A 25,179-nucleotide genomic window follows, 5' to 3' on the forward strand; every position below is an offset into this window, starting at 1 on the left:
CCCCATTAGGCAATTTCAAGATGCGCTAGAGCCGGATATAGCAGGCGGTAACGTCGGTAAGCCTTATTATAAGACTGAACAAGCTCTGATGACGGTTCTATAAGAGAAACTCTCTTTGGCGGCTTACAAATATCTTCGCTCTTTTCACCTGTAAATACCAAACGGGCCAGCCGTGCAGCACCAAAGGCACCACCATGCTCTCCATTCTCAATACGGGATAGGGGAAGATTCATGACTGATGCAATGATCTGCGTCCATAAAAGGCTACGTGATCCGCCACCAATTACGTCTGCTTGTGAAGGCATTTCCCCGGTAGCGCGAATGGCCTCAAGGGCATCTCGAAATGAAAATGCAACGCCTTCAAGCACAGCCTGGGTCATATCAGCCCTTGTTGTATCATGTGAAAGCCCGACAAATCCACCTCTTACCCGTCCATCATTATAAGGGGTACGTTCCCCAGATAAATATGGTGCGAACATTACATGAGATGGTCGAGATATCCTCTCCGGCAGTTCAGCTAAAAGAGCTGCTTCAGAAATCTTATTAAGATCCGCCCACCATTTCAAAGATGAGGCGGCTGATAACATGACCCCCATATGATGCCATTTTTCAGGGAGGGCGTGACAAAATGTATGTATTGCGGCCTCTGGATAAGGCTGATAACGGTCAGTTGTCATCCAAAGCACACCTGACGTTCCCAGCGAAATAAACGTGTCACGATGTCTGATCGCGCCAAGCCCGATTGCTCCAGCCGCATTATCTCCTGCACCACCAGCAAAAACAGGAGCTGTTTTCATCCCCCATAGAGAAACATATTCCTCTTTCAAACGTCCTGCCTGATCGGATCCTTCACATAGATCAGGCATATAAGACCGCTTCAAACCTGTTGCCTGAAGAGCCTGTTCTGACCAGCACCTTTTGCCAACATCGAGCCATGATGTGCCTGACGCATCTGACATTTCTTCACACATTAAACCGGTCAGAACATAACGTAGCCAAGCTTTAGGTAATAAAACATGCCTTGTTTTTGCAAAGATTTCAGGCTCATGCCGTGCCACCCAAAGTACTTTTGGCGCCGTAAAACTCGGCATTGTCATAGAACCTGTTATGGCACGAGCATCAGAAAAACGAGATTCAAAGAGCGCGCATTCGGCCTCTGAACGTGTATCATTCCACAAGATGCAGGGACGAAGTATACTCCCCTTTTCATCAAGGAAAACAGCCCCATGCTGTTGGCCGGAAAGTCCGATCGCCCTTACTTCAGATAAAGCCTGAGGATTTTGCTCCTTCAAGTCATTAATAGCCTTGAGTGTTCCTTTTAGCCACTGGACAGGATCCTGCTCAGACCATCTTTCATGCAGTCTTTGTACTGTAAATGAGCATCCACTTACCGCGATAATTTCTTGCCTCTCATTAACGAGAATGGCTTTGACGCTCGACGTACCAAGATCGATTCCAAGAAACATGAATCACGCCCTACTGCTACAATAAAAGCAGACCGAAGCGGCCACGCTAATATAATAAGGCGGAAGCAATCAACCTGCTTTTTTCGGCGAGGGCGTTTCTTTTTTATGATTGAGATTCAGAATTCTTGCCAAACTCTGCTTCTCACGCGCTGTAACTGCCTCTTCTATGTCAATAAGGGATAAAAGGGATTCATCCCCAGCTGAAGCGACAGTTGCATTATCTGAATATCCATCCTCAGAGTCACGACTTTCCTGCCCAGAAATAATTCCTTTATTACGAAGTTTCCCATTGGAGAAAAACCTGTCGGAATAAATATCCTGAGTATCATCAGAAGAGTTTACAGACTTCTGGCGTTTTACAAAAAACTGCGCCCATAAATCAGGCTTGTCTTTCTGAAGATTGCCACCAACTACAGAGCTGACGCTGGGAACGAACTGTTTCTCTACAGCAAAATATTTCTCAAAATCGCTATCAGAATTTGCAGCTTTAAAGTGCCCCCAGGCGGAGGCAAAAGTCCCTGTGATCGCCCCTAGGGTACTGCCCATGAAAAACAAATGATAAGCTGAAGAGATAGCGGCCAGTCTCTGAGAATCTGAAGTGGCACTATTCGCAACTATTCTGGCTGCCATATTAAGCTGGCTTGTCACCTGACTTATGGAGCGTTCCTGCTCCCCTTCCAGATATTGCTGCGCTGTTTCTGAAAGGGTGACAATGTCGCGTTTATCCAGTTTACCTGACTGTTCGAGAAATTTCTGACTGACCATATCGCCATAAGACGCACGGTCTTTACGAAACTGAAGCGCATGGATGCTTGTTTGCATCTCATTAATAGCAGCGGTACCCGGCCACCCTAATTGTGCTGCGATCGTTGTCATCATTCCCTCTTGGGCATCAATGCCTAAACTTCTCTTTATTTATTAAATACAAAATTGGTAACAAAATTATTAATTATCAACTAAAATATTATTCTCTGCACTTGTTTTTGAAATATAAGCGGCAGCTGCACCATAAAGACCAGGTTGAGGGTGAGTAATAATTTTTACTGGAATGTCACTCATCCAGGACTCAAAGCGACCTTTTGCAACAAAACGTTCTGCAAAACCAGAATGGGGCAGTAAATTTGCCAAGCGTAAACCTAGCCCACCTGCAATGACAACACCAGCCGCCTTGTGAGACAAAGCCACGTCACCGGCAAATGCGCCCAAACTCAGACAGAAACGTTCAAGAGCTGCTGAAGCCAGGGTATCTGTTCCCTCAAGTGCTGTCGTCCATAAAACGCGATTATCTTTCAGCCTGATAGGCATATCCTGCAATTCAGCAATAACCTCGTAAATATTGGTCAGACCAGGACCTGAAACAATGCGTTCAACCGAAACACGGCGGAAACGCTCCCTCATAGCTGCTAAAATTCGGTCTTCCAGTGAATCAAGAGGAGCAAAATCAACATGTCCTCCCTCTGTTTCTACGACCTGATAGGAGCCATTTTTCTGGCGTAAAACGCTAGCTGCTCCCAACCCTGTGCCAGGGCCGATAATGCTGATGGTCCCTTCATCAGGTAGATCATTGTTTGGGCCGCAGAGATGTTGCATATATTCCGGTCCGATCTTGGCTACTGCGTGACCAACGGCTCCAAAATCATTAACAATGACGAAATTATCCAGCTTAAGGCGATTGGCTAATTGTGACGGTTGTATGACCCACGGATTATTTGTCATTTTCAGGGTGTCGCCGGACACAGGACAGGCTATAGCCATGCTTGCTTCTTTGGGAATCGGCCTGCCAAGCTCACGTCCATAAGCCTCCCATGCAAGCGCGAGAGAAGCATGTTCAGCACATTTCAATGTAATTTCTTCTGTTAAAGAAATAACCTTCCCCGCATCAATGGTCGCAATAGCAAAACGCGCATGCGTACCACCAATATCCATAACAACGATTTCTCTCACAGTACGGGGGCCCTTTCTCTTAATACCTTCATATATATATAATTACTACTTTATAACTCTTCATTTAACCTGTTTTCTGATCACATATTACTTAATAAAATGTGATCGATCAGTTTGTCGGATGCTGCATGATATCAAGTTTTCTTAAAATTCTATGGGCCAAGGCTCTGGGTAAAATGATCTCAAGCAAACGCGTCAGTTCAAAAATCCAAGGAAATACAAGAGTTGCCTGCCCCCGATTGATAGCGCGCGCTATTTTCCGGGCAGCTACTTCTACTGGAACCAGAAAAGGCTGATCCCCTTCTAGCTTCCGGCTCATGGGAGTGTCGACAAAACCAGGTGCAATAAGAGTGACCTTCACATTATAAGGTTCCATAGCAGCTCTCAGAGCTGTACTGAAACGTCCTACTCCTGCTTTTGAGCCACTATAGACTGTCGCCAATGGCAGATCATGGAAAGAAGCAACAGAACCCATAATACCAATTCTTCCCCCGCCTCGTTCAGACATGAGAGATGCTGCTTTTGTTGCCAATGTCACAGGCGTGGCAAAATTCACCATAGACATTTTCAGGGCGATTTCGGGAGATTCAGTTTTCTGCCCTGCTGGACGGATATCTGACATACCAGCGGAAAGTATAAGAATATCAACAGGATTTTCACGATCTGCAGCGCTGAAAGCCTGTAGGGCTTCTTCCGCGTTTGTGATATCAAGGCTCAATGTCAGGACCGAAGCACCTTTACGACGCACCTGTTCAGCAATTTCTGTCAAGCGTCCCTCATTGCGGCCCCAGAGAGTAATGAGAATTCCTGGTGCGGCATAATGGAGCGCCAAAGCTGCACCTATACCACTTGAGCCCCCTGTAATCAGGATATGATGTCGGTTTGAAGCACCCATGTTATTTTTTTTAGTCATAATTGGCTATTTATCTCCTGATCCCTCTGGTCACTTTTCTTTTGTACGCGTATAGCCACTTTCATGCAACGTGAAGTCCTTCTTAATAACCATCAGAAGATTGAAATCAGGCCTGTTACGTCCCGTCGTGACCTGCGCCTTTTTATCACACTTCCAAGACGTATTTATAACGGACTGAAAGGCTTTGTTCCACCATTTGATATGGAACAATATGCCCTACTCGACCCTAAAAAAGCTGCTATTTTCCGTCATGCAGACATAGAATATTTTCTGGCCTGGCGCGGCAAGCAGCCTGTCGGACGCATAGCAGCCATCTTTGACCAGCAGGCAATGGAATATTGGCAGGAGAGAATCGGGCAGTTCGGCGCTTTTGATTCATTGCCAGACCCTGAAATCACAGAAGCTCTTATCAAGTCTGCTGAAGAATGGCTCATAAAACGCGGAGTCACTCATATTCGTGGTCCTGTCACGTTAAGTGGTAATGGCGAAACTGGTTGCATGATCTGTGGTCAGGACACGCCACCCATGGTTGCCATGCCCTGGCACCCTGTCGGACTAGGGACATTGATTGAACGTGAAGGCTACAGTAAAACTCAGGATCTGCTGAGTTACAGCCTTGAACTGACACCAGACATCGAAGAACGTTTCAAGGTCCCAGCCGGGCTCAAATTTGGTGAAGGGCGGCTGAAATCAATTACTGCTCGATCTCTTTCAAAAAAAGAAATTGTCGCACAAAGTGAAATCTTGAGGCGTCTTTACAATGACGCCTGGGCGCAGAAATATAATTTTGTTCCTATGCAGGATTATGAAATGCGTGCAATGGTCAAAGAGATCAAACCCCTTCTGCGCCCCGAACATTATGTCCAGATTGATCAGGATGGCGAGCCTGTGGCCATGGCTATGGTTATTCCAAATATTTATGACATCACGGCCGATTTGGGAGGAGCACCCTCTTTCACTGGCTGGCTAAAATTCGCCTATCGTCTGGCTAGACACCGCTTTACTTCTGCGCGTGTGATCCTACTTGGTGTTAGTAGTCAGTTGCGGGGGACAATTCTTGGTTCCCTTCTTCCCTCTCTGGCTATCAGAGAATTAATGCAACGTGGGAAGACTCTCCCTTATAAATGGGTAGAGTTAGGCTGGATTCAGGAAAGCGATATTGGCATGAGAAATCTGGCTGAATCCCTTGTTCCTGAACCCCATAAGCGTCACAGGGTTTATGAAAAGGCCCTCAGAAGCTAATTTTACGATTTTCTAGAAATGCTGCCATCCCAGTTTCTCAAAAGAAATTGGCCGGCCGTATTTATCGAGCATTTCAACAGAGCTGCCAGCACTTACCTTACCGATCCTGGTAATTTTTACATTTCTTTCCCGGCAGATTTTTTCAAGCAGTGGGCCTGTTTCGGGTGGACAGGTCATAAGAAGCTGATAATCATCTCCCCCCATAAGACGGATTTCCTCCCATTCATCGGGAACCTGGCGAGCAGCAACTCCAAAAGGCAGACTCGCCGCATTAATGGTGATATGTACACCGGATTCCTCGGCGATATGATCGGCATCCTGCATCACACCATCAGAAATATCCATTGCTGTACTTACAATGCCATAGAGTGGCAGTCCCAGACATGGTTGAGGCAGGAGATAAGCCTGTGTCAGCTCTCCGGTTGGATCTTCCAGCTTTCCTAATCTTGCCTGCAACCCAAGCGCTGCAGCTCCTATTTGACCCGTGACCCATAAATCATCGCCCGGACAAGCCTGATCACGGCGCAATGACTGGCCATAGCGCACGCGTCCAAAAATTGTCAGACTTAATACGAGAGGGCCTTCTATCCCAGTCGTGTCTCCTCCCAGTAAGGAAAGACCATAATGCTTTTGATCTTTCAATAATCCCGTTGAAAACGCTCTGAACCAATCTTCATCATAACGATGATCAAGCGGAACGCTGACATTAAGTGTATACCCCACTGGATCAGCTCCCATTGCTGCAATATCTGAAAGATTGCAGCGAAGCAGTTTACGGGCAACCGTCTCCGGTGGATCAAAAGGAAGAAAGTGGCGATTTTCGACCATTGTATCGCTAGAAATGACAAGTTCATACCCGGCAGGAACGGAAAGAACGGCTCCATCATTTCTTAATTCGAAAGCACCTTCCCCTGCCAAAGGCCGGAAATAGCGATTAATGAAGTCAAACTCACTCATAAGGTCTGATCTGTATCTTCTGCCTTAAAACTATCGAGAACACCATTAACCATCTTGGGCTCATCGCCAGAGAAGAAGCCATGAGCAACATCCAGATACTCATTAATGATAATTTCTTTAGGAGTTCCCTGACGCAGCTCAGAGATCGCCGCACGTAAAAGAGCACGTAATACCGGATCAAGCCGATGAAGCGGCCAGCTTGGCGGCAATAAAGCCTCAATGGCTTTATCAAGCTCAGGACGAGTAGCCACCACATTGCGGACAATCTGTTTAAAGAGGGTTAAATCTGCGCCAGGAATATTCCCCTCAGCAAAATCTGCATTGGAAGATGTTTTACGATAGATTGAGAATTCATTCAGAACAGCTTCAGCCCCACTCATATTATGTTCGCATTGGTAAAGTGCCTGAACCGATGCCACACGAGCGATTGTCCGGCTCCGTTTGCGTGGTGAAGAAGAGTGGTCTTGTGATGACACGTTCATGAAGTTTCCTGAGATGTTTTTTTAAGCGTATTGGTCGGTGACGTCATATCTGCCAGAATTTTTGAAAAAGCTTCAATTTCTCGAAAATCTTCGTAAACACTTGCAAATCGGACATAAGCCACGCTGTCTACCTGACGGAGTGCGTTCATGGCAAGTTTACCGATAAATTGTGAAGAAATTTCTGAAGCACCGGACGATTCTATCGCCTTTACAAGTTCATTCACAAGCCTTTCCTGTCTGACTTCATCAACAGGGCGTTTACGCAAGGCAATACGGATCGAACGCGCCAGCTTATCACGATCAAAAGGAATACGTCGCCCGTCTGCTTTAATGACGCTTAACTCACGGAGCTGAATACGTTCTATTGTCGTAAATCGCTGGCCACATTCAGAGCAAACGCGTCTGCGTCTGATGGCAGCCCCTTCTTCGCATTGGCGACTGTCTTTAACCTGTGTTTCCTGATTCCCGCAGAAAGGACAATACATAATTCAATCCGACATTTCTCAATAAGCTTTTGTGATCTTTCTGTCGTGTAAAATCAATGGTAATACCATGAAAAATTGGACATTCCATCCAAGCTGGTAATAATATAACCGTGTTGGATACTATATAAGGTAAAAATTATCCCCTTTTAAGGATGCTTTTATGAAGAAACTTTTTTGCAATCCAGTTTATGCTTTGCGCGCTTCCTTACTCCTGGCAATGATTTCATCACCTGTTTTGGCCGATACAACACAACAGGATCAATCACATGATCTTGGCCAAAAAATCAAAGTTGAAAAAGGCGTTTTGGTACCTTTCGAACAAAATCCTGGTTTTGGACAAGGCTTCTTCGTCATTGAAAATAAAAGCTCCCACGACTTGCTTCTGCAAGGAATCAGCTCATCTGCGTGCGATCATGTCAGCGCAAATCACAGTGACGATCTGGAGCTGTCAGATCAGACTGGTGGGGATAATATCTTCAAACATCTTGCGATTCCGCGCAAATCAGTCATGGTTTTCCCCAAAGAAGGTTACCACCTTATCTGTTATGGCCTGAAACCCATCAAAAAGGACCAGACAAACATAGCTTTTACCTTTTATTTCCGGGGAGACGTCAAGGTTACAGCAGATTTTACCTATAAAGCCAAAGAAGACACCAATAAGGTTCCCTAATCATTATCAGGATTTGCTATTATAGAAAGGACGTCCTCTCCATAACGTTTTAGCTTGCTTTTGCCCACACCTTTAATGATTTCAAGCTCAGAAAGGCTGATTGGTTTAGTGCGGGCAATATCACGCAGGACGAGATCCTGAAAAATGATATAAGGCGGTATATCCTGTGCAAGTGCTTCTTTTCGGCGCCAGTTTTTTAAAGCTGCAAATAACGTCTGCTCATAAGAGGTCAGGTCTAATTCGGCACGCCCGGCACTTGCTGGACGTTTCATTATCTCTGAAAGAGTATTGTCTTCTTTAAAAGCGATTTCTACTTCTCCACGCAAAAGCGGGCGTGCTTTCTCCCTGTCCAGGGCTAGACCGCCATGCTCATTTCCTAACCTGACTGCTCCATTGGCAATAAGCTGGCGGATAATCATACGCCACCAGATCTCGCTCTTTCCTTTTCCCACACCAAAAACTGATAATTTGTCCAGCCGATATCGTTTTATGACCTCATTTGTCTGCCCCCGCAGAATATTTGCAATCAGAACTGCCCCAAAGCGCTCACCAGAACGATAGATTGCTGACATAACTTTCTGGGCTGCCTCAAGACCGTTAAAGGTTGTAACCGGATGTGTGCAATTATCACAGTGGCCGCATTTATCAGGCATGATTTCCCCAAAGCAGGCCAATATTGTTTTTGTCCTACAATGGGCAGTTTCTGTTAAGGCAATCATTTTCTCAAGACGTGAACGCATGATATGACGTTCACTTTCTGGCGCTGTTGACTGATCCAGCCAGTATCTGGCACGAGCAATATCATTGCCGCCATACAGCAGAAGTGTATGAGCATAATCGCCATCCCGACCCGCCCTGCCTATCTGCTGATAATAGGCCTCAGGGGAATGAGGCATGTCTAGATGTATAACAAGACGGACATCAGGACGGTCAATCCCCATTCCAAAGGCAATAGTAGCCACGATGACAAGGGATTCTCCTGAACGAAACCGTATTAATAATGCTTTCTTTTCAAGCGTTGACAACCCGGCGTGAAAAGGAAGAGCAGTATATCCTTTTGTTGAAAGGGACATAGCAATACGTTCTGTTCTTTGTCGACTTCCACAATAGATAATGGCAGCCCCCTCTTTGAATTTCGCCTCAAGGGTTTTGATAAGCTGCCTTGTTTCTGAATATTTTGGCTTTACTTCTATATAAAGATTGGGACGATGAAAGCTGGCAGTTAGAACCAGCGCCTCAGACATATTCAGGACATCAAGCAGGTCCAGTCTTGTCCGTTCATCAGCAGTCGCTGTCAGCGCGATACGTGGTACACCGGGGAAATGCACCGTTAATGCAGAAAGCTCACGATATTCCGGGCGAAAGTCATGTCCCCAAGCTGAGACGCAATGAGCCTCATCAATTGCAATCAATGATATAGGAACTTTTTTCAGAAATCCGAGCGTTGCCTGAGATAGAAGACCTTCAGGTGAAATAAAAAGAATTTCTATTTCAGAACGTTTTAGTTGGTTCCATAACGTAAGACGCTCTTCATAGGTTAATTCCGAATGAAGCGCAGCTGCTTTTACACCTGCCTGCTTCAGACCTGCAACCTGATCTTCCATCAAGGCAATCAGAGGAGAGATAACCAACCCCATTCCATGACGGCATAGGGCCGGAACCTGATAACACAGACTCTTTCCCCCACCTGTAGGCATAAGCAGGAGAACGTCTTTTCCCTGCATGAGGGCATTAATGGCCTCTTCCTGTAATCCTCTGAAATGGTCAAACCCGAAAACGCTCTTCAGGATCTCCTTTGGAGACGCTATTTCCGTAACCTTATCAAACAACAGGAAAAGACCTTTATAATTTCATATTTTATTTGGCTATCTTGATAGAGACACGTCGATAAGCCAACGCAGAATCCTCTACATCCTTTATGGGAAGCTTATCTTTGGAAATAAGGTTGGGATCAATACCATTTATTTCCAGGAGCTCTACAATTGCCAAAGCCCTTGTTGTTGCCAATTCCCTGATAGCAGCGGGGTCTCCTGCTTTTTCAGCTGAGCCATACACATAAATATGGTGAGCATGCATGGTAAGAGCTGCGTCGGCGGCTTGTTTCACAACTGCCTCTCCTACCTCGTCAAGCTTTACTGAATCATGCTGAAAAAAGACAACATAGCTGTCTCTCGCTGTCGGTGTTGCACATCCCGCCAGCAGGGCAACCGTCGCCAGAGGGATAGCTGACTTCAAGAAACGCTGACGTAATTTATCAAACTGATGAGACATCATAGCCTCCCTAAGTTAAATTATTTCTCTTTAACCTGCCTGTCCTGAAGACGAGGGTCAATCTTTAAATAAAAAAACAGATTATTATACAGGACAAGAACTGAGGGTTTTAGCATCCATTTTTAAAACACGATTTACTTTCTCAAGTCCTGTTATCCTATGTGTGATAATCAGGATTGATACTTTGTTATCAAGGCAATTCAATGTGTTGATAAATTCTTTTTGTGCCTCACGATCAAGCCCTTCTGTCGGTTCATCTAAAATCAGAATCGACGCTTTGCTCATTAAAACACGCGCTAATGCAAGACGACGACCCTGCCCCCCCGATAAAGTGGAACCGTTTTCCCCTATCCAACTATCAAGCCCTTCAGGCAGGGATCTTACAAACTCTGCTAATTGTGCCTTTTCCAAAGCTGCCCAAAGCTCCTGCTCTGCAATATCAGTCCTTCCCAAAAGCAGGTTATTACGGATCGTATCGTCAAAAAGATGACTGGACTGGGAAAGCCAGCCAATTTTTTTTCGTAAGGAATTTGAATCAATTTCAGAAACCGGAATATTCCCTAAAGTGATCTCTCCTTTCCATGGTTTTGCAAGTCCCATCAGAAGTATCGTCAAGCTTGATTTGCCATTTCCTGAGCCACCAAGAAGAAGGACGCGCTCGCCTTCTTTCAGTGTGAATGAAATATCTTCAAAAAGTGGTTTGCTCTCTTCCCAGCCAAAAGTAAGATGTTCTGCTATCAATTCATAAGAAACAGGCGCACCAACTCCTCCATGATCTGAAATCTGTCCCTTACTGTCTAAAGGTTCTGTCACTCTTTGTGCAGCATGAAGGGCCTGACCGGCGAGGAAACCTGCTCGTGGCAAATCCGCAAATTGATCGAAGACAGTCATCACGACAAAGAAAAGTGTCAAGCCTCTGACAATATCAGGCTGATGAAAACAATATCCCCCCGCAAATAATAATGTCAGCAAAACCCCTATACGAGAGAAAAAACCAGCCATATTCTGACAAAAAGCCATCTGGACAGCTTCACGATGCTGTTCTTTATATAAAATCTGCTCTTCTATAAAAAACTTGGAAGCCATACGCTCTTCAGCCTGGAACAGTCGTGCTTCACGAAGACCTGTCGCTATATCAAGTGATTGCGCATAAAGAGAAGAGCGTGCTTTTAATAAACGCGGCCCGATCTGATAGGCATATACCCCCGCAAGGAAGGGGATCCCTATGATCATACATGCTAAAAGAGCGGTAATGATAAAAGCAAACCCTATATTTTCCCGAACACAGAAAAGGAAGAGGAATGGGAGTGCGACAAACCCAACAGTGAGAGGGACGAGAATTCTTATATAAAGATTATCCAGATTCTGGATATCAGCCACTAATTTGGAGAGAAGATCTCCAGAGCGCTTACGCCCGATACCTAAGGATGAAGAACGTGCAAGCTTGCGAAAAAACCAAACGCGCACATCAGAGAGTGCACGAAACAGCGCATCATGTGTGACATATCTTTCACAATAGCGCAGGACCAGCCTTGAGAGACCGGAAAAACGCAGGAGATAAAATCCCGCACCGATGCCTAAGGCAGCCCCAGTTAACCTGGCACCTGCCTGCCCCATTAAAATCAGAGAAGCAACAAATGCCAGAACTGCTAAAACACACCCTAATAAAAGTCTGAGCGTATGAGGACGCCATAAAGAGAGGATCACCAGAACCGATTTCATGGTAACACCTCTTTACCTTTATGCTCTTCCAAGCTGGATAAATGCAGACTTTTTATATTTTCAAACAAGTCAAACTCTTCTGAATGTGTAGCGATAATAACTGTTTTATCTTTAAGAAGAGGCTCTAATGCTGCAATCACCTCTTTTTCCGTTTTCGTATCAAGGTGCGCTGTAGGCTCATCCATTAAAATGATAGATGATTTTCTGAGGTAAGCTCTTGCAATAGCAATACGCTGTATCTGTCCTCCTGAAAGACCATACCCCCCCTCACCAATCACGGTTTCCAGCCCTTCTGGTAATTGAGAGATAAATGTTTCAGCCTGAGCTGCTTTCAAAGCAGCCTGTAATTCTTCCTCTGAAGCTTCAGGATAGGCAAAAAGAATATTTTCTTTCAATGTCCCGTAAAATAAAAGCGGCTTTTGCCCAAGATAACTGATTGATCTTGCAAGAAACTCTGAAGAGAGAGCAGCACTATCCTGCCCGTTGAAATAAATATGCCCTTTTTCCGGCTTGATAAAGCCCAGCACCAATTCCAGCAGGGTTGATTTACCTGCGCCCGAAACACCAGTCAGCAGCAGAACCTCATTAGGACCAATCGTAAAACTGAGATCTTTTAAAACCCATCCCCGCTCTTCGGACCAGCGATAGCTGACCTGATCAAATCTAAGCGTGACAGGACCTGAAATTTCAGAGACATTCTTTTCAGAATGGGAGATTTCGGAAGTAACTGGCAAAGAAAGCGCGATTTCGGCCGTTTCTGTTATTTTTGCACGATCTTGATAAGAGGCAGAGAACGCTCTGAAGGGAGCAAATGCCTCAGGAACAACAAAGACAGCAAATAATGCACTTGCTGCTTGTTCGACATTCCCGCCATGTAGCAGATAATGACTTTCAGTAACGACTATCCCAATAAGAGCCACAATCATCACGAGATCAGTCGATGCCGATGTCAAAAAGGCTATACGCAGGACTTTCATGGTTCTGCGCCGCAACTCATCGGCTGATCTGCTCAATGATTGGGCCTCTTCCTCAGATCTGCCTGCCATAATGATCGTCGAAAGACCCCTAAGCCGGTCAAGAAAACGTCCCTGCAAACGACTGAGTGCCAAGAATTGTTTGCGCGAGGCCCTTCCAGTCGCAATCCCGAAAAATGCCTGAAATACAGGAAGAAAAAAGCAGCATATCCCTAAAATTATACCAGCTTTATGATCTTGCCAGTAAAGAACGAGAACAACAAACCACTGAGCAGGTGCCCATAATTTGGAAAATGGAAGCCAACGGGCAAAATATCCTTCAAGGGACTCAACATGATCGACTAGAAGGGACGCAATTTTGGCGCTATGGTGCCTTCGCAAAAGAGCTGGACCAATGGTAAATATCTTTCCCAGAAACTGGCGCCTGAGTTGTGCTCTTGTTTTCTGACTGGATCGTGAGCCAATAACTTCCTGGAAAAAACCCAGAAGTAAACGCAAAACACAAACACCCAGAAACCAGCATATGAAAGGGAGAAAACCCGTCCTGTCGGAATCGAGGATACAAGCCAGAGCATGGGCCAAAAACCAGGCCTGAAAGCAGCCCAGAATAACATTCAGAAAGCCTAGTGCAGCCAATATGTTGACGGCTTTTTTATGAATTCCGTTTTGACGGCGAACCCAGAGCTTTAATTGTTTCTTATCTACGACCATAGTCTCATCATATAAAAGCTCTGCCTCAGGATAAACAGAGTGAATTTTACCTCTGACGTAAAAATCTTTCCCTCAGCTTCTTGCAAGGATTTCAAGAAAGGCTCATGGAACGAAAAACTTTCTTTCAAGGCTTGAATTTTCCCTGATAAATTGTTCACATTCTCACCTATGTCAGCACCTATTCTTAATTTACAGAACATTTCATATACACTTGGTGGCCGCCCTCTTCTGGTTGATGCCAATCTCGCAATCGAACCGGGGCAACGTCTCTGTCTTGTCGGACGCAATGGAAGTGGCAAATCCACCTTACTGCGTATTGCAGCAGGCGAAATACTTCCCGATCATGGAAAATGCTTCCTTCAGCCTGGGCTAAAAATACGCTACCTCCCCCAAGAGCCTGATTTCAGTCAATGGAAAACAACATTTGAGGCTGTAACACAGGACCTTGCCCTGGAGGATCATTATAAGGCGCGCTCTTTCCTTTCCGAACTTGGTCTCACAGGAGAAGAACATTGCGCAACCCTTTCCGGGGGAGAAGCACGGCGGTGCGCCCTTGCGCAGGCTCTGGTACATGCCCCCGATCTACTACTGCTTGATGAGCCTACAAACCATCTGGACCTCCCTTGTATCATGTGGCTTGAGCGCGAATTATTATCCTCAGAAACAGCGCTTATTATTATCAGCCATGACAGGCGATTCCTTGAAACTCTTTGTCAGTCAGTTGTCTGGCTTCATCAGGGAAGAACATCTCGGCTCGAGGCCAATTTCTCGCAATTTGAAGAATGGCGTGACCAGCAAATGGAGCTGGCAGAGCTTGAAGCACATAAATTATCCCGACAGATTGCCCGTGAAGAAGACTGGATGCGCTATGGTGTCACAGCGAGACGAAAGCGCAATGTCAGGCGCGTTGCAGAGCTCGCCCAGCTTCGTGAACAACGACGTGAGATCAATGCCCAGAAACAGGGAACGCTCAAACTTTCAGCCCAGCAAGCAGATAATACCAGCAAAATTGTCATAGCCGCTGAAGATATATCATGGGCTTATGATGAGCGTCCTGTGGTCAAAGATCTTACACTTAAAATTCTCAAGGGAGACTGTCTCGGCCTCTGTGGAGCGAATGGCACAGGAAAAACCACCCTGCTCAAACTGTTAACGGGTCATCTTGAACCAAAAAACGGCCATGTTACTCTTAGCCCGTCCCTACAGGTCGTTTCACTTGACCAGCAAAGAACCGTGCTTGAGGAAAACCGTTCTGTTGCGGATATCCTCACAGGAGGACATGGCGAAATGGTTCAGATCGGAGACGAAAAGCGCCATGTTATTGGTTATATGAAAGAATTTCTTTTCCGTCCTGAACAGGCAAAAACCCCCGTCAACCACCTTTCCGGGGGAGAACGCGGACGCCTCGCCTTGGCATGTGCTCTTGCCAGACCATCTAACCTTCTAGTTCTGGACGAGCCGACAAATGATCTTGATCTGGAAACACTCGACCTTCTGCAGGAAATGCTCAGTGACTATAAAGGAACGATCCTGCTTGTCAGCCATGATCGCGATTTTATTGATCGTCTTGCAAGCTCTGTGCTCGTTCCTGAAGGGGACGGTTTCTGGATCAATTACGCTGGGGGATATTCCGATATGCTTGCTCAACGCGGCATAGCGGAACAAAAGGAAAAATTACAGAAAAAGGAAGAACGACAAGTACAATCCGCCATAAGTGGAAAGAAAACCTCGCCCTCTGCGCCTTCCCGGTTAAATTATAAAGAACAGCGTGAACTTGAGACACTTCCTGACAAAATTACAGCTTTAGAGTCAGATATAAAAGTCTGTCGGCGCGCTCTTTCTGACCCTGATCTCTATAAGCGTGACCCTATGAAATTCGAGAAGATCACAGTCCTTCTCAACCAAAAGGAGATAGAATTATCATCGGCCGAAGAGCGCTGGCTGGAACTTGAAGCAAGACAAGAAAATTTACAGGCGCTTTAACAACCCTGCCTGAGCCATAAGATCATAAGAGTGATGGATATTCTCTGTCACTCTTAATGCAGCGTCCAGAGCACGGATGCCTGCCTGTATGTCAACGAGCACTGATCTACCATCGAGACATGATGCTACGAATGCTGTATGTTCGGCTGTCAGATTATCGTGATCCGTCCAGCTTATGGACTCTCGCCTGTACCCTCCGCTTCCTGGCAAGGGAAGGCCTTTTTCCTTGTTTAAATAGGTCAAATTCCTTGCCATAAAATCAGCAGAAAGGTACCCTTCTGAAGAGAAAAGACGCATTTTCCTCTCAGTCTTGAGTGAAATACGGCTTGCCGTAATCGTCGCCACACTTCCATTCTCAAACCGCACCCTCGCATTGGCAATATCTTCATAATGGCTTGAGACAGCAGCCCCCAATGCATCAATCGTTAAGATCGGGCTATTGATAAGGGAAAGGATAAAATCAAGGTCATGAATCATCAGGTCTAGAACGACTGAGACATCTGTTCCACGCGTCTTGAAAGGCGCAAGACGTGTTGCCTCGATATAAAGAGGCTTGCTGATACGCTGCGCAATCGCCTCATACTCAGCCGAATAGCGAAGTAAATGGCCTATTTGTACGACAAGATTTTTTTCTTTAGCAATTTTCTCAAGAATGAGGGCTTCTTCTACATTTGAAGAGACAGGTTTCTCAATCAGCAAGTGCTTTCCAGCGATAAGCGCCTGTCTGGCCAGTTCAAAATGTGTTTCAGCAGGCGTTGCAATAATAACCGAGTCAACAGACTCTAATAAAGCTTCATATGACGAAAAAACATGACAGTGAATCTCATGGACCAGTTTCTGGCATGAACGCTCCGAAATATCGTAAATGCCAACAAGGACTTCACGGGGATTCTGTATGGATTTTAACACATGAAAGCGGCCAAAATGACCAGCTCCAATAATACCGACCTTGAGCATTTTATCCTTTTTCATGCTTTCTCTTTAACCTGTTTTTTCAGATTTAGACATTCCCCAGATGAAAGATATCAGACTAATCTTGAGCGGGGCCTTGCATATTAAATCAGGAGAGGGCATTTTCATTTTCGAAATTTTCTGGATCACTTAAGGTTATTCATCCCTTTATGATGTATTATAGTCGCCTGAAAATGTTGGGGGTTGTCGGTGTCTGCCTAGTCGGCCTTCTGCTATGCCTGCCCAATTTCATCAAAAATCCTATTCGAGCCCTTCCCTGGCATCAGGTGCACCTTGGCCTTGATCTGAAAGGTGGGTCTTATCTCCTCCTTCAACTCGATACGGATACGTTGAAACATGATCGGCTCCAGTCCCTAGAAGGACAGATCCGCCAAGGGCTGATCGCTGCGCATCTTGGCTTTATTGGCATTAAACGTGATGATTCAACCAATAGCGTCAGTTTCCTGCCACGTGCTGAAAGTGAACGTGATCCAGCACGTAAGGTTCTTGAAAACATTCCTCAGGCTGCTCCAGATGAATTTATAATCAGTGAGCAAAACCGTCGCCTTACTTTAACCCTTCAGCCGAAGGCCGTTCAGCAACGCGCCAGAGAAGCTGTAACACGTTCTATTGAGATCGTGCGGCGCCGTATTGATAGCACCGGCGCCATAGATCCCAGCATCGCTCGTGAGGGAGAGGACCGGATTGTTCTCGAACTTCCTGGTATCAGTGATCCTGAACGTATTAAAACGCTTCTCGGCACAACTGCCCGAATGACCTTCCATCTATTGGCTCCCAACCCTACCCAGCCCTATCCTAGTGCCACCATGCTGCCAACCCCTGATGGAAATGGGCAACTAGCTGTTATGGACCAGATTGAAGTTGATGGTGCCAATCTTGCTGATGCAGCCGCCACGATGAGTGAAGGGAAATGGGCCGTACATCTAAAGTTTGACAATAAGGGTGCTGATGATTTCGCCCGTATCACAACGGCAAATGTTGGAAAGCCTTTTGCGATCGTTCTGGATGGGAAAATTATTACTGATCCTGTTATTAACGGCCCCATAACAGCCGGATCAGGCGAGATTACAGGTAATTTTACCGCCCGAACAGCCTCTGACCTGGCTTTGCTATTACGAGCCGGAGCACTGCCAGCACCTTTAAGTGTTATCGAGCAGCGTACAATTGGCCCAAGCCTCGGGGTTGCCTCTATTCATGCTGGTATGATCAGCCTTGCCGTAGGCTTTGTATTTGTCGTAATTTTCATGCTACTTTTTTACGGACGTTTCGGTCTTTATGCTGACTGGGCCCTTCTGGCCAACCTCGTCCTTATGCTTGCAGTTCTTTCCTTGTTCCAGGCAACTTTAACGCTTCCAGGCATGGCAGGGATATTGCTGACACTTGGCATGGCCGTCGATGCCAATATCCTTATTAATGAACGCATTCGTGAAGAAGTGAAACGCGGACGCGCTCCCTTGCAGGCACTTCAGGTTGGCTTTGAGCGCGCCACAGGAACAATCATTGATAGTAATGCAACAGCCTTTCTCGCCCATGTAATGCTCTTTGTGTTCGGAAGTGGCGCCGTCAAGAACTTTGCCCTTACAATTACCATTGGCATTGCCACCACCTTATTCACCACACTTGTTTTTTCGCGCTTACTCATCATCAGATGGTATGCTCATACTCGCTCTAAAGAATTGCCGGTCTAAATCCTATGCTTTCTCGTCCACTTTTTCGATTTGTTCGTGATGATCGGAAGATTGACTTCATGCGTGGCCGGCATGCTGGCCTTATCGTATCAGCCATTCTCTCCATCGCTTCTGTCATTCTCTTTTTTACGCCAGGATTAAATCTCGGCCTTGATTTCAGAGGTGGCATTATTGTCGAAACACACGCACCATCGCAGCAGGATCCTGCCCATATCAGGGAAATTCTTGAAAAAGCCCGAATTGATGCAGCCTCCGTGCAAAGTTTTGGCTCTCCTAATGATATTCGTATCGCCATTAACCTGCCTCGTGGTAAAGGAAATGGCGAAGAAAAACAAACGCAGGCTCTGGTCGATCATGTTAAAACAACACTGGTTGATGCTGTGCCGAATATACAAATTCAACGAGCAGATGCTGTAGGAGCTTCAGTTTCCTCTGAGTTATTCAGAAATGGTATGCTGGCTTTATTTTTCAGCTTGGCCATGATCCTAATTTATATATGGGTCCGTTTTGAAAAAGAATTCGCTTTAAGCGCTGTTGTGACACTAATCCTTGACCTTACAAAGACAATCGGATTCCTTGCCTTAACCCGTATTGAATTTGACCTTGTCATGGTCGCTGCTCTTTTGACCATTCTGGGATATTCGACGAATGATAAGGTCGTTGTCTATGACCGCATACGTGAAAATATGCGCAAATACAGGACCATGCCTTTCAAAGAGCTTTTAAATCTCTCAATCAATGAGACATTGAACCGCACTTTGGGCACTTCCATGACTGTTTTCCTGGCAGCCCTTCCTCTTGCCTTATTCGGGGGCAGTACCCTCACAGGCTTTGCTACTGTCATGTTATTTGGAATTGTTGTCGGGACATCATCTTCAGTTTTTATTGCCGCCCCCCTCCTGTTGATCCTTGAGCATCTTAAAGGCCGGGAATAACTCCAGAGGATATTAAGGGTTTCGAATTTCAGACAGGTAACGCGTTAAAACAATATCTGTCTGAAATTCATTCTGTTCCTTTTTATGCCCCATAAGAGCAAGAACTGCTTTACGGGCTTTTTTATCTTCAGATTCCATGGCAGGGAGATCTTTTTTACTTTTCTCTCCTGTTAAAAAAGCGCCCTGTGCGATTCCATTGATCATGAGATAGGTATAAAAACGTGCATTAGGCGAGAGAGGATATTGATTCGGCCTCAGATCCGCCCGCGAATTGCTGCAGCCCATCAGTGAATTCACACCGACAATCATTATCAAAAAAAATGCTGGAAATGTCTTTGTGTAATTCACTGAGAATTGTTTTTTCATTAACGCGACCGAGAAGCGAGTATATCTCTGATTTCAGATAAAAGAACCTCTTCACGACTTGGTGGTGGAGGTTCTACGGTTTTAGTGTCTTCTTTCTCGTTTCGTACCAACTTTCCGACAAGTCTTGTCAGCCAGAAAATACAAAAAGCAATTATTAAGAATTGTATAATGGCATTCAGAAAAACGCCAATATTAAGTGTAACCGCCCCTGCTTTTTGGGCTTCTTCCAAAGTACTTTTAACAGGCCCTTTCAGCGTTATGAATAAATTGGAGAAATCCACACCTCCAATCACAGCCCCCAGAACTGGCGTGAGAAGGTCTTTTACGAGGCTGTTGACGATTGCCGTGAAAGCAGATCCAATAACGACACCAACGGCCAGATCAAGAACATTCCCACGCATAATAAATTTACGGAAATCACTCACCCATTCGGGCATCTGAATTAATTTTGTATCTTTCTTTGGATCCATGACGTTTAGACTCCTCTGGCAAAATATGACACAGAATGAATAACTGTCTGGCTATAATTCTGTATTTATTTAACGGAAAAACTTTCTTTTTTCCAGTAAACTTCTTTTTTAAGATATTTTTCCCAAAGAATTGATAATATTTCCCGGATGAAAAACATTTTTCATATAGCGTGCTTTTATTTTTTCAAAAATTCCTTTATGAGAAGGCGAGTTTTTTGCCCCGGTCGGTATCGAGGCTCCAGATAAGGTTAGAAAATACGATGAAATCCGGTATTCACCCTGATTATCACGAAATTACTGTCATTATGTCTGATGGCAGTGAGTTCAAAACCCGCTCATGCTACGGAGAAGCTGGTGCTTCCCTCCGTCTTGATGTGGACCCCAAAACACATCCAGCCTGGACAGGCGTCCAGCGCATTATGGATACCGGGGGACAGGTTGCCAAATTCAACAAGCGTTTTGCCGGTATTGGGGCAATCAAGAAATAAGCCTCTTTCAAAAGCCAGTCTTAAAAGACTGGCTTTTTTTACTTACTTGAAATTACGTTAATAATACCTATTTATCTTCTAGATGTTCTAATGCCTTTCTGGGTTAGAACAGATGAAACTTCACTTTTGTTTTCGCCATATTGATGGGAAGACGCAAAGTGATCCTGCCGCATTGGAGGATAATTATGGATTATGATTTTGCGCCACTTTTTAGAAGTGCCATTGGTTTTGACCGTATGATAAGGCTTGCCGGCAATGCCGCAAATGCCCAGTCTCCCTCAAGCTATCCCCCCTATAATATCGAGAAAACCAGCGACACGGATTATGCCCTGACAATGGCCATTGCCGGTTTCAGAATTGATGATCTTGAAATTACACTTGAGGATAATAGTCTCATCATCAAAGGAAACACACCTGATAGTGACCGCCAGAAAAACTGGCTATATAGGGGCATTGCAACCCGGGCTTTTGAACGGCGTTTTACCATTGCAGACCATACGGAAGTCCAGGAAGCATGCCTGGAAAATGGGTTGCTGATGATTACGCTAAGACGTTTGATCCCTGAAGCATCAAAACCCAGGCGTATCCCTATTAATAATAACAAGACTTCGGGAGCATCCTTTCACAAAAATACTTGTCCTCAAGGCAACGCAACCTCTCAGGCAGCATAAAACGAACAAAACAGAGGGGTTAGATACGTTTATACGTGTTTAACCTCTTGACCGTAGCAAAGCTCTGTCGCATTTTATAGGGCGTCGCCATGCAGTTTAGCAGGTGCCTTTCCCGGTCAGGACAGGTTAATTTCAGAGTGGCCCAGGTGGTGTCTGCGCTCTGCAAGGCGCTCACTTGATCTGCCGTGAAGGAATAAGCCGACATGACTCTGCCTTTAATGCCCAAAGCGACCGCCGTTTGGTTAATCGAAAAAACAGGCTTAACATTTACACAGATCGCAGAATTCTGCGGCATGCACCCACTTGAAGTCCAGGCAATTGCCGATGGTGAAGTGGCTGGCGGAATTAATGGGTATGACCCGGTCAAAAATAACCAGCTTACGCTCATTGAGATCAAACGTTGTGAAGCTGATCCTAAAGCCAAGTTAAAAATCAAATCATCAGAAAATCCTGTTGCCCGTAGAGCAAAAGGGGCACGTTACACGCCCGTTTCCAAGCGGAATGACCGGCCTGATGCGATTGCGTTCCTGCTTCGTCAATTCCCTCAATTAACAGATACACAAATTGTCCGTCTCTTGGGAACGACGAAAGACACCATCGCCAAAATTCGCGATAAACAGCATTGGAACAGCCCCAATATCAAACCACGTGACCCTGTGATACTGGGGCTCTGCACACAGATGGACCTTAATGCAGCCGTTGCTGAAGCGACAGAACATAACCCTGTTATGGAAGAAACGCCGGAAGATCCATTCGCTGCTGCTGAAAAATTATTTTCTTCCTCACATGGCTCCGAAGCATAAGTTCTGGCGATTTTTATGACATCAGAAAGCCTTTCTCCACGCATTGGTGTAATTATGGGCAGTCAGTCCGATTGGGATACAATGCGTCATGGGTGTGAAAAACTTGACGAGCTTCATATTCCTTATGAAGTGAAAATCGTTTCAGCACATCGCACACCTGACCGTTTGGCACATTATGCTAAATCTGCTGCCGAGCGAGGCCTTCAAGTCATTATTGCTGGTGCTGGGGGCGCTGCTCATCTCCCCGGTATGTGCGCAGCCTGGACACATCTTCCTGTACTAGGTGTTCCGGTTGAAAGCAGAGTCCTTAAAGGACAGGATAGTTTATTATCAATTGTCCAGATGCCTGCCGGAATTCCGGTCGGAACATTGGCTATCGGAAAAGCGGGTGCTGTCAATGCCGCTCTTTTAGGAGCTTCAATTCTGGCTCTTAATGATAAACCTTTAAATGAGCGTCTGCAAAAATTCCGCCAGGCTCAAACTGACAGTGTTGCCGAAAGCCCTGTAAAATGAAACCATTAAGTTCTGGGGGACGGATCGGCATTATCGGGGGTGGGCAACTTGGTCGCATGAGTGCCATAGCAGCTGCTCGTTTGGGCTTTAAGGCACATATCTATACTGATATTGCTCCTTCCCCTGCGGGAGAAGTTTCTGAGCAATGCACAGTAGCCACTTATGATGATGCAGAGGCTCTGAAGGCCTTTGCCATGAACTGTGACGTTATCACATTCGAGTTTGAAAATATAAGCCATGATGGGCTTAAAATCCTTGAAAGCTATTGTCCGGTAGCACCCTCAAGCCGGATTCTTGAGATCAGTCAGAACCGGATTACTGAAAAAGAGATGCTTACCCAGGCGGGCCTGCCTATTGCTCCATGGAAAGCACTTTATAACAAAGCTGACCTACTCACATTAAGTGAGTTTGGTTTCCCTTGCATCATAAAGACTGCCCGAATGGGTTATGACGGAAAGGGGCAATACAGGCTTGCTGATAGAACAGACCTAGAAGACCTGCTGGTTCAAGAGGAGAGTCTCTCCTATCCATTAGTTGCAGAGCGTATGATCCCGTTTGAGCGCGAAATCAGTGTTATGATTGCACGCGATCATGCAGGACATTATCGCTGTTTTGATCCTGCCGAGAATATCCATAAAAACGGCATTTTACGTATTTCCCTTGCGCCGGCGCCTATTATGCCTCAGCTTGCCAAACGTGCTCAGGAACTTGCCATCATGATTGCTGAAAAGTTAAATCTGGTCGGCATTATGGGCATAGAAATGTTTCATGATGAAAATGGAACACTCTTAATTAATGAAATTGCACCACGGCCCCATAATTCTGGCCATTGGACGATGGATGGATGTGCTGTAGATCAATTTGAAATGCATATCAGAGCTGTAGCCAGTCTGCCCCTCCCTTCAACGAGAAGACATTCTGACGTGATCATGCATAATCTAATTGGCCCTGAGGATATGGCTCTGATCCCGCAAATTCTGAAAGAAGATGAAGCATGCCTCCACCTTTACGGAAAAAAGGAAGCAAAAACAGGTCGTAAAATGGGACATGTAAACAGGATATTTCCCAGAGGGAGTCTCCCTGGAAGCCTCGTTCTCTCCCAGCTGACGCCTGCTCTTTTTGACAAACCGTGATTTTATAATAACCCTAGGGCCTTGAAACTAGAGTAAGTGGACCTCGCTATAATATAGTGATCGATGACATTTACCTTGATAAGGGAAAGAGCCTGTTGCACATGTTGTGTCATGATGACATCTGCTTCGGAGGGAATTGCTGCACCACTGGGGTGATTATGTGCCAAAATAACCGCACTAGCCCGTAATTCTCTGCAGCGACGTGTTATTTCTCTTGGGTAAACAGGGGTTTGATTAACAGTTCCCTTTCCTTGGATTTCATCGAGAATAAGGGTGTTTTTCTTATCAAGAAAAAGGACCCGGAATTGCTCAATACGTTCACGAGCCATGCAGCTCATCAGATAATTGATGAGTAATTCCTCATTATGAGTCAAGTCTCCAGAGGGAAGACTAGCCTGGTTAAATCTTCGAGCCGCTTCTCTCAAGAGCTGCATGGCAATGAAAAAATTCTGATCCTTTATCCTGAATGTTTTCCACTCCTGATGGGAGATACATAAAAGATGTGCCAGACTATCATATCTTTCTAATAGAATTGCCTTCAAACCCTCACGCTCTCCTTTGCTCCGGCAGAATAAGGCAATAAGATCTGAGAAGGTAACCTCTCTATCTTCAGGGTTTGAATTATTATTTACAATGTCCTTAGGCATGTTTTCGGTAGACGCATCTTCATTAATCATGTTCATTTAATAACCCTTCCTGATAAAGGGTCATTTTCCAGTTATCACCAATCAGCAAAACATCATAAATCTCAATAGAAAGAGAACGTAAAGCATGACGTAACCCAAGAATCTGCTGGGCAATGACAGTTGCTGGCCTCTGAGGTGCAATATAGATCAGAATAAGAGCCGTTGCATTTACGTCAAGTGCAAGCTCTGCAATAGGACGATGAAACGATACCACGTCGCCTTCTTCGGTTAAAAAATGATCCATCAGAAGTTCGTTACGGTTATTCAGATAAATCACTCTGATACCAGAGGCTGTATTTTTCTGAGTGTATCGCTCAGCGTAACTCATCAGGCGTTCCCAATCTGCAAAACAAAATTGGGTTTGCACATCAGTACTCGCCAGAGAAACTGCTCCCAGACGGATAAAATGTAACATGGAAATTGTTTTCGGATGCAGATCACATTTTTCCAATTCTTCAATGCTGGCCTGACATAATGAGAGCAATGAGCCAAAATGTTTTATCAGTGATTTTGCCAATGGCTTGGTATCGCGTCTTGGAATGACATGAAATAATAACATTTCAAGCAACTCATAATCGGCAAGAGCTGCTGTGCCATGATCCAGAACTTTCTGGCGCATCCTGCGCCTATGACC

General features: G+C 45.3%; 26 protein-coding genes. 10 read left to right on the plus strand and 16 right to left on the minus strand.

Translation table 11 applies throughout. The features are described from left to right. Window positions 1-5 precede the first annotated feature (5 nt). The 4 genes from xylB to AC3B6P_RS07070 all read right to left on the minus strand — a co-directional run bounded on the left by xylB (window position 6) and on the right by AC3B6P_RS07070 (window position 4,323). Window positions 6-1,466 (minus strand): xylulokinase, encoded by a 1,461-nt coding sequence (gene xylB, locus AC3B6P_RS07055; RefSeq protein ID WP_489805386.1) that lies wholly within the window; start codon window positions 1,464-1,466, stop codon window positions 6-8. Window positions 1,467-1,535: 69 nt separating this feature from the next. Next, a complete protein-coding gene (locus AC3B6P_RS07060; protein ID WP_489805387.1) occupies window positions 1,536-2,345 on the minus strand; it encodes a hypothetical protein in 810 nt (269 codons plus the stop codon). A gap of 66 nt (window positions 2,346-2,411) precedes the next feature. Then, a complete protein-coding gene (gene glk / locus AC3B6P_RS07065; RefSeq protein WP_489805388.1) occupies window positions 2,412-3,410 on the minus strand; it encodes a glucokinase in 999 nt (332 codons plus the stop codon). A 109-nt stretch (window positions 3,411-3,519) separates the two neighbouring features. Beyond that, window positions 3,520-4,323, minus strand: a complete 804-nt coding sequence (locus AC3B6P_RS07070; RefSeq protein ID WP_489805389.1) for an SDR family NAD(P)-dependent oxidoreductase — start codon at window positions 4,321-4,323, stop codon at window positions 3,520-3,522. Between the two features lie 63 nt (window positions 4,324-4,386). On the opposite strand from AC3B6P_RS07070, the gene AC3B6P_RS07075 reads away from it, so the two are divergent. Next, window positions 4,387-5,565 carry a hypothetical protein gene (locus AC3B6P_RS07075; protein WP_489805390.1) on the plus strand — a complete coding sequence of 393 codons (1,179 nt, stop codon included), beginning with the start codon at window positions 4,387-4,389 and terminating at the stop codon, window positions 5,563-5,565. A 12-nt stretch (window positions 5,566-5,577) separates the two neighbouring features. Here AC3B6P_RS07075 and thiL read toward each other — a convergent pair whose 3' ends face one another. The 3 genes from thiL to nrdR are packed head-to-tail and all read right to left on the minus strand — an operon-like array spanning window position 5,578 to window position 7,489. Next, the gene (thiL, locus tag AC3B6P_RS07080) at window positions 5,578-6,522 is read right to left on the minus strand and encodes a thiamine-phosphate kinase (protein WP_489805391.1); all 945 of its coding nucleotides are present in this window, start codon (window positions 6,520-6,522) and stop codon (window positions 5,578-5,580) included. Then, entirely contained in the window at window positions 6,519-7,004 is a 486-nt protein-coding gene (gene nusB, locus AC3B6P_RS07085) for a transcription antitermination factor NusB (RefSeq protein WP_489805392.1), read from the minus strand. The genes thiL and nusB overlap by 4 nt, the downstream gene beginning before the upstream one ends. After that, the gene (gene nrdR / locus AC3B6P_RS07090) at window positions 7,001-7,489 is read right to left on the minus strand and encodes a transcriptional regulator NrdR (protein ID WP_489805393.1); all 489 of its coding nucleotides are present in this window, start codon (window positions 7,487-7,489) and stop codon (window positions 7,001-7,003) included. Before nrdR ends, nusB begins: the two co-directional genes overlap by 4 nt. 160 nt (window positions 7,490-7,649) lie before the next feature. Here nrdR and AC3B6P_RS07095 point away from each other — a divergent pair, with 160 nt between their 5' ends. Further along, window positions 7,650-8,159 carry a copper chaperone PCu(A)C gene (locus AC3B6P_RS07095; protein WP_489805394.1) on the plus strand — a complete coding sequence of 170 codons (510 nt, stop codon included), beginning with the start codon at window positions 7,650-7,652 and terminating at the stop codon, window positions 8,157-8,159. Here AC3B6P_RS07095 and recQ read toward each other — a convergent pair. The 4 genes from recQ to cydD all read right to left on the minus strand — a co-directional run bounded on the left by recQ (window position 8,156) and on the right by cydD (window position 13,837). Continuing rightward, window positions 8,156-9,988, minus strand: a complete 1,833-nt coding sequence (gene recQ, locus AC3B6P_RS07100; RefSeq protein ID WP_489805395.1) for a DNA helicase RecQ — start codon at window positions 9,986-9,988, stop codon at window positions 8,156-8,158. The two genes, AC3B6P_RS07095 and recQ, sit on opposite strands and share 4 nt — an antisense overlap. A 28-nt stretch (window positions 9,989-10,016) precedes the next feature. Then, complete coding sequence (locus AC3B6P_RS07105) at window positions 10,017-10,433, minus strand: OmpA family protein (protein WP_489805396.1); 417 nt, start codon at window positions 10,431-10,433, stop codon at window positions 10,017-10,019. Between the two features lie 81 nt (window positions 10,434-10,514). Next, window positions 10,515-12,152 (minus strand): thiol reductant ABC exporter subunit CydC, encoded by a 1,638-nt coding sequence (gene cydC, locus AC3B6P_RS07110; RefSeq protein WP_489805397.1) that lies wholly within the window; start codon window positions 12,150-12,152, stop codon window positions 10,515-10,517. Next, window positions 12,149-13,837: a thiol reductant ABC exporter subunit CydD gene (gene cydD, locus AC3B6P_RS07115; RefSeq protein WP_489805398.1), complete on the minus strand. Its 1,689-nt coding sequence runs from the start codon at window positions 13,835-13,837 to the stop codon at window positions 12,149-12,151. Before cydD ends, cydC begins: the two co-directional genes overlap by 4 nt. A 168-nt stretch (window positions 13,838-14,005) precedes the next feature. Between cydD and AC3B6P_RS07120 the strand changes: the two genes are divergently transcribed. Continuing rightward, window positions 14,006-15,820: an ABC-F family ATP-binding cassette domain-containing protein gene (locus AC3B6P_RS07120; RefSeq protein WP_489805399.1), complete on the plus strand. Its 1,815-nt coding sequence runs from the start codon at window positions 14,006-14,008 to the stop codon at window positions 15,818-15,820. On the opposite strand, the gene AC3B6P_RS07125 is transcribed toward AC3B6P_RS07120, so the two are convergent. Beyond that, window positions 15,806-16,792 carry a Gfo/Idh/MocA family protein gene (locus tag AC3B6P_RS07125; protein WP_489805400.1) on the minus strand — a complete coding sequence of 329 codons (987 nt, stop codon included), beginning with the start codon at window positions 16,790-16,792 and terminating at the stop codon, window positions 15,806-15,808. The genes AC3B6P_RS07120 and AC3B6P_RS07125 overlap by 15 nt on opposite strands. A gap of 149 nt (window positions 16,793-16,941) precedes the next feature. On the opposite strand from AC3B6P_RS07125, the gene secD reads away from it, so the two are divergent. Then, entirely contained in the window at window positions 16,942-18,480 is a 1,539-nt protein-coding gene (gene secD / locus AC3B6P_RS07130) for a protein translocase subunit SecD (protein WP_489805401.1), read from the plus strand. A 5-nt stretch (window positions 18,481-18,485) separates the two neighbouring features. After that, window positions 18,486-19,415 carry a protein translocase subunit SecF gene (gene secF, locus AC3B6P_RS07135; protein WP_489805402.1) on the plus strand — a complete coding sequence of 310 codons (930 nt, stop codon included), beginning with the start codon at window positions 18,486-18,488 and terminating at the stop codon, window positions 19,413-19,415. 12 nt (window positions 19,416-19,427) lie between these two features. On the opposite strand, the gene AC3B6P_RS07140 is transcribed toward secF, so the two are convergent. Further along, window positions 19,428-19,712, minus strand: coding sequence for a hypothetical protein (locus tag AC3B6P_RS07140; RefSeq protein WP_489805403.1), 285 nt, complete (start codon window positions 19,710-19,712; stop codon window positions 19,428-19,430). Window positions 19,713-19,780: 68 nt separating this feature from the next. Further along, window positions 19,781-20,251, minus strand: a complete 471-nt coding sequence (mscL, locus tag AC3B6P_RS07145) for a large-conductance mechanosensitive channel protein MscL (protein WP_489805404.1) — start codon at window positions 20,249-20,251, stop codon at window positions 19,781-19,783. Window positions 20,252-20,511: 260 nt separating this feature from the next. Here mscL and rpmE point away from each other — a divergent pair, with 260 nt between their 5' ends. From rpmE to AC3B6P_RS07170, 5 genes are all read left to right on the plus strand, one after another. Continuing rightward, window positions 20,512-20,739: a 50S ribosomal protein L31 gene (gene rpmE, locus AC3B6P_RS07150; RefSeq protein WP_489805405.1), complete on the plus strand. Its 228-nt coding sequence runs from the start codon at window positions 20,512-20,514 to the stop codon at window positions 20,737-20,739. A 185-nt stretch (window positions 20,740-20,924) separates the two neighbouring features. Next, on the plus strand, window positions 20,925-21,410 hold the full coding sequence (locus AC3B6P_RS07155) for an Hsp20 family protein (RefSeq protein ID WP_489805406.1): 486 nt from the start codon (window positions 20,925-20,927) through the stop codon (window positions 21,408-21,410). Window positions 21,411-21,613: 203 nt separating this feature from the next. Then, on the plus strand, window positions 21,614-22,213 hold the full coding sequence (locus AC3B6P_RS07160; protein WP_489805407.1) for a DUF1013 domain-containing protein: 600 nt from the start codon (window positions 21,614-21,616) through the stop codon (window positions 22,211-22,213). 15 nt (window positions 22,214-22,228) lie between these two features. After that, window positions 22,229-22,726 carry a 5-(carboxyamino)imidazole ribonucleotide mutase gene (gene purE, locus AC3B6P_RS07165; protein ID WP_489805408.1) on the plus strand — a complete coding sequence of 166 codons (498 nt, stop codon included), beginning with the start codon at window positions 22,229-22,231 and terminating at the stop codon, window positions 22,724-22,726. Then, the gene (locus AC3B6P_RS07170) at window positions 22,723-23,859 is read left to right on the plus strand and encodes a 5-(carboxyamino)imidazole ribonucleotide synthase (RefSeq protein ID WP_489805409.1); all 1,137 of its coding nucleotides are present in this window, start codon (window positions 22,723-22,725) and stop codon (window positions 23,857-23,859) included. Before purE ends, AC3B6P_RS07170 begins: the two co-directional genes overlap by 4 nt. 2 nt (window positions 23,860-23,861) lie before the next feature. Here the strand turns inward: AC3B6P_RS07170 and AC3B6P_RS07175 are convergent, their stop codons facing one another. Together AC3B6P_RS07175 and AC3B6P_RS07180 are read right to left on the minus strand one after the other, a co-directional pair. Next, window positions 23,862-24,542: a JAB domain-containing protein gene (locus AC3B6P_RS07175; protein WP_489805410.1), complete on the minus strand. Its 681-nt coding sequence runs from the start codon at window positions 24,540-24,542 to the stop codon at window positions 23,862-23,864. Continuing rightward, entirely contained in the window at window positions 24,529-25,164 is a 636-nt protein-coding gene (locus AC3B6P_RS07180) for a JAB domain-containing protein (RefSeq protein WP_489805411.1), read from the minus strand. Before AC3B6P_RS07180 ends, AC3B6P_RS07175 begins: the two co-directional genes overlap by 14 nt. Between the last annotated feature and the right edge of the window lie 15 nt (window positions 25,165-25,179).

Source organism: Aristophania sp. ESL1142 (assembly GCF_058107345.1).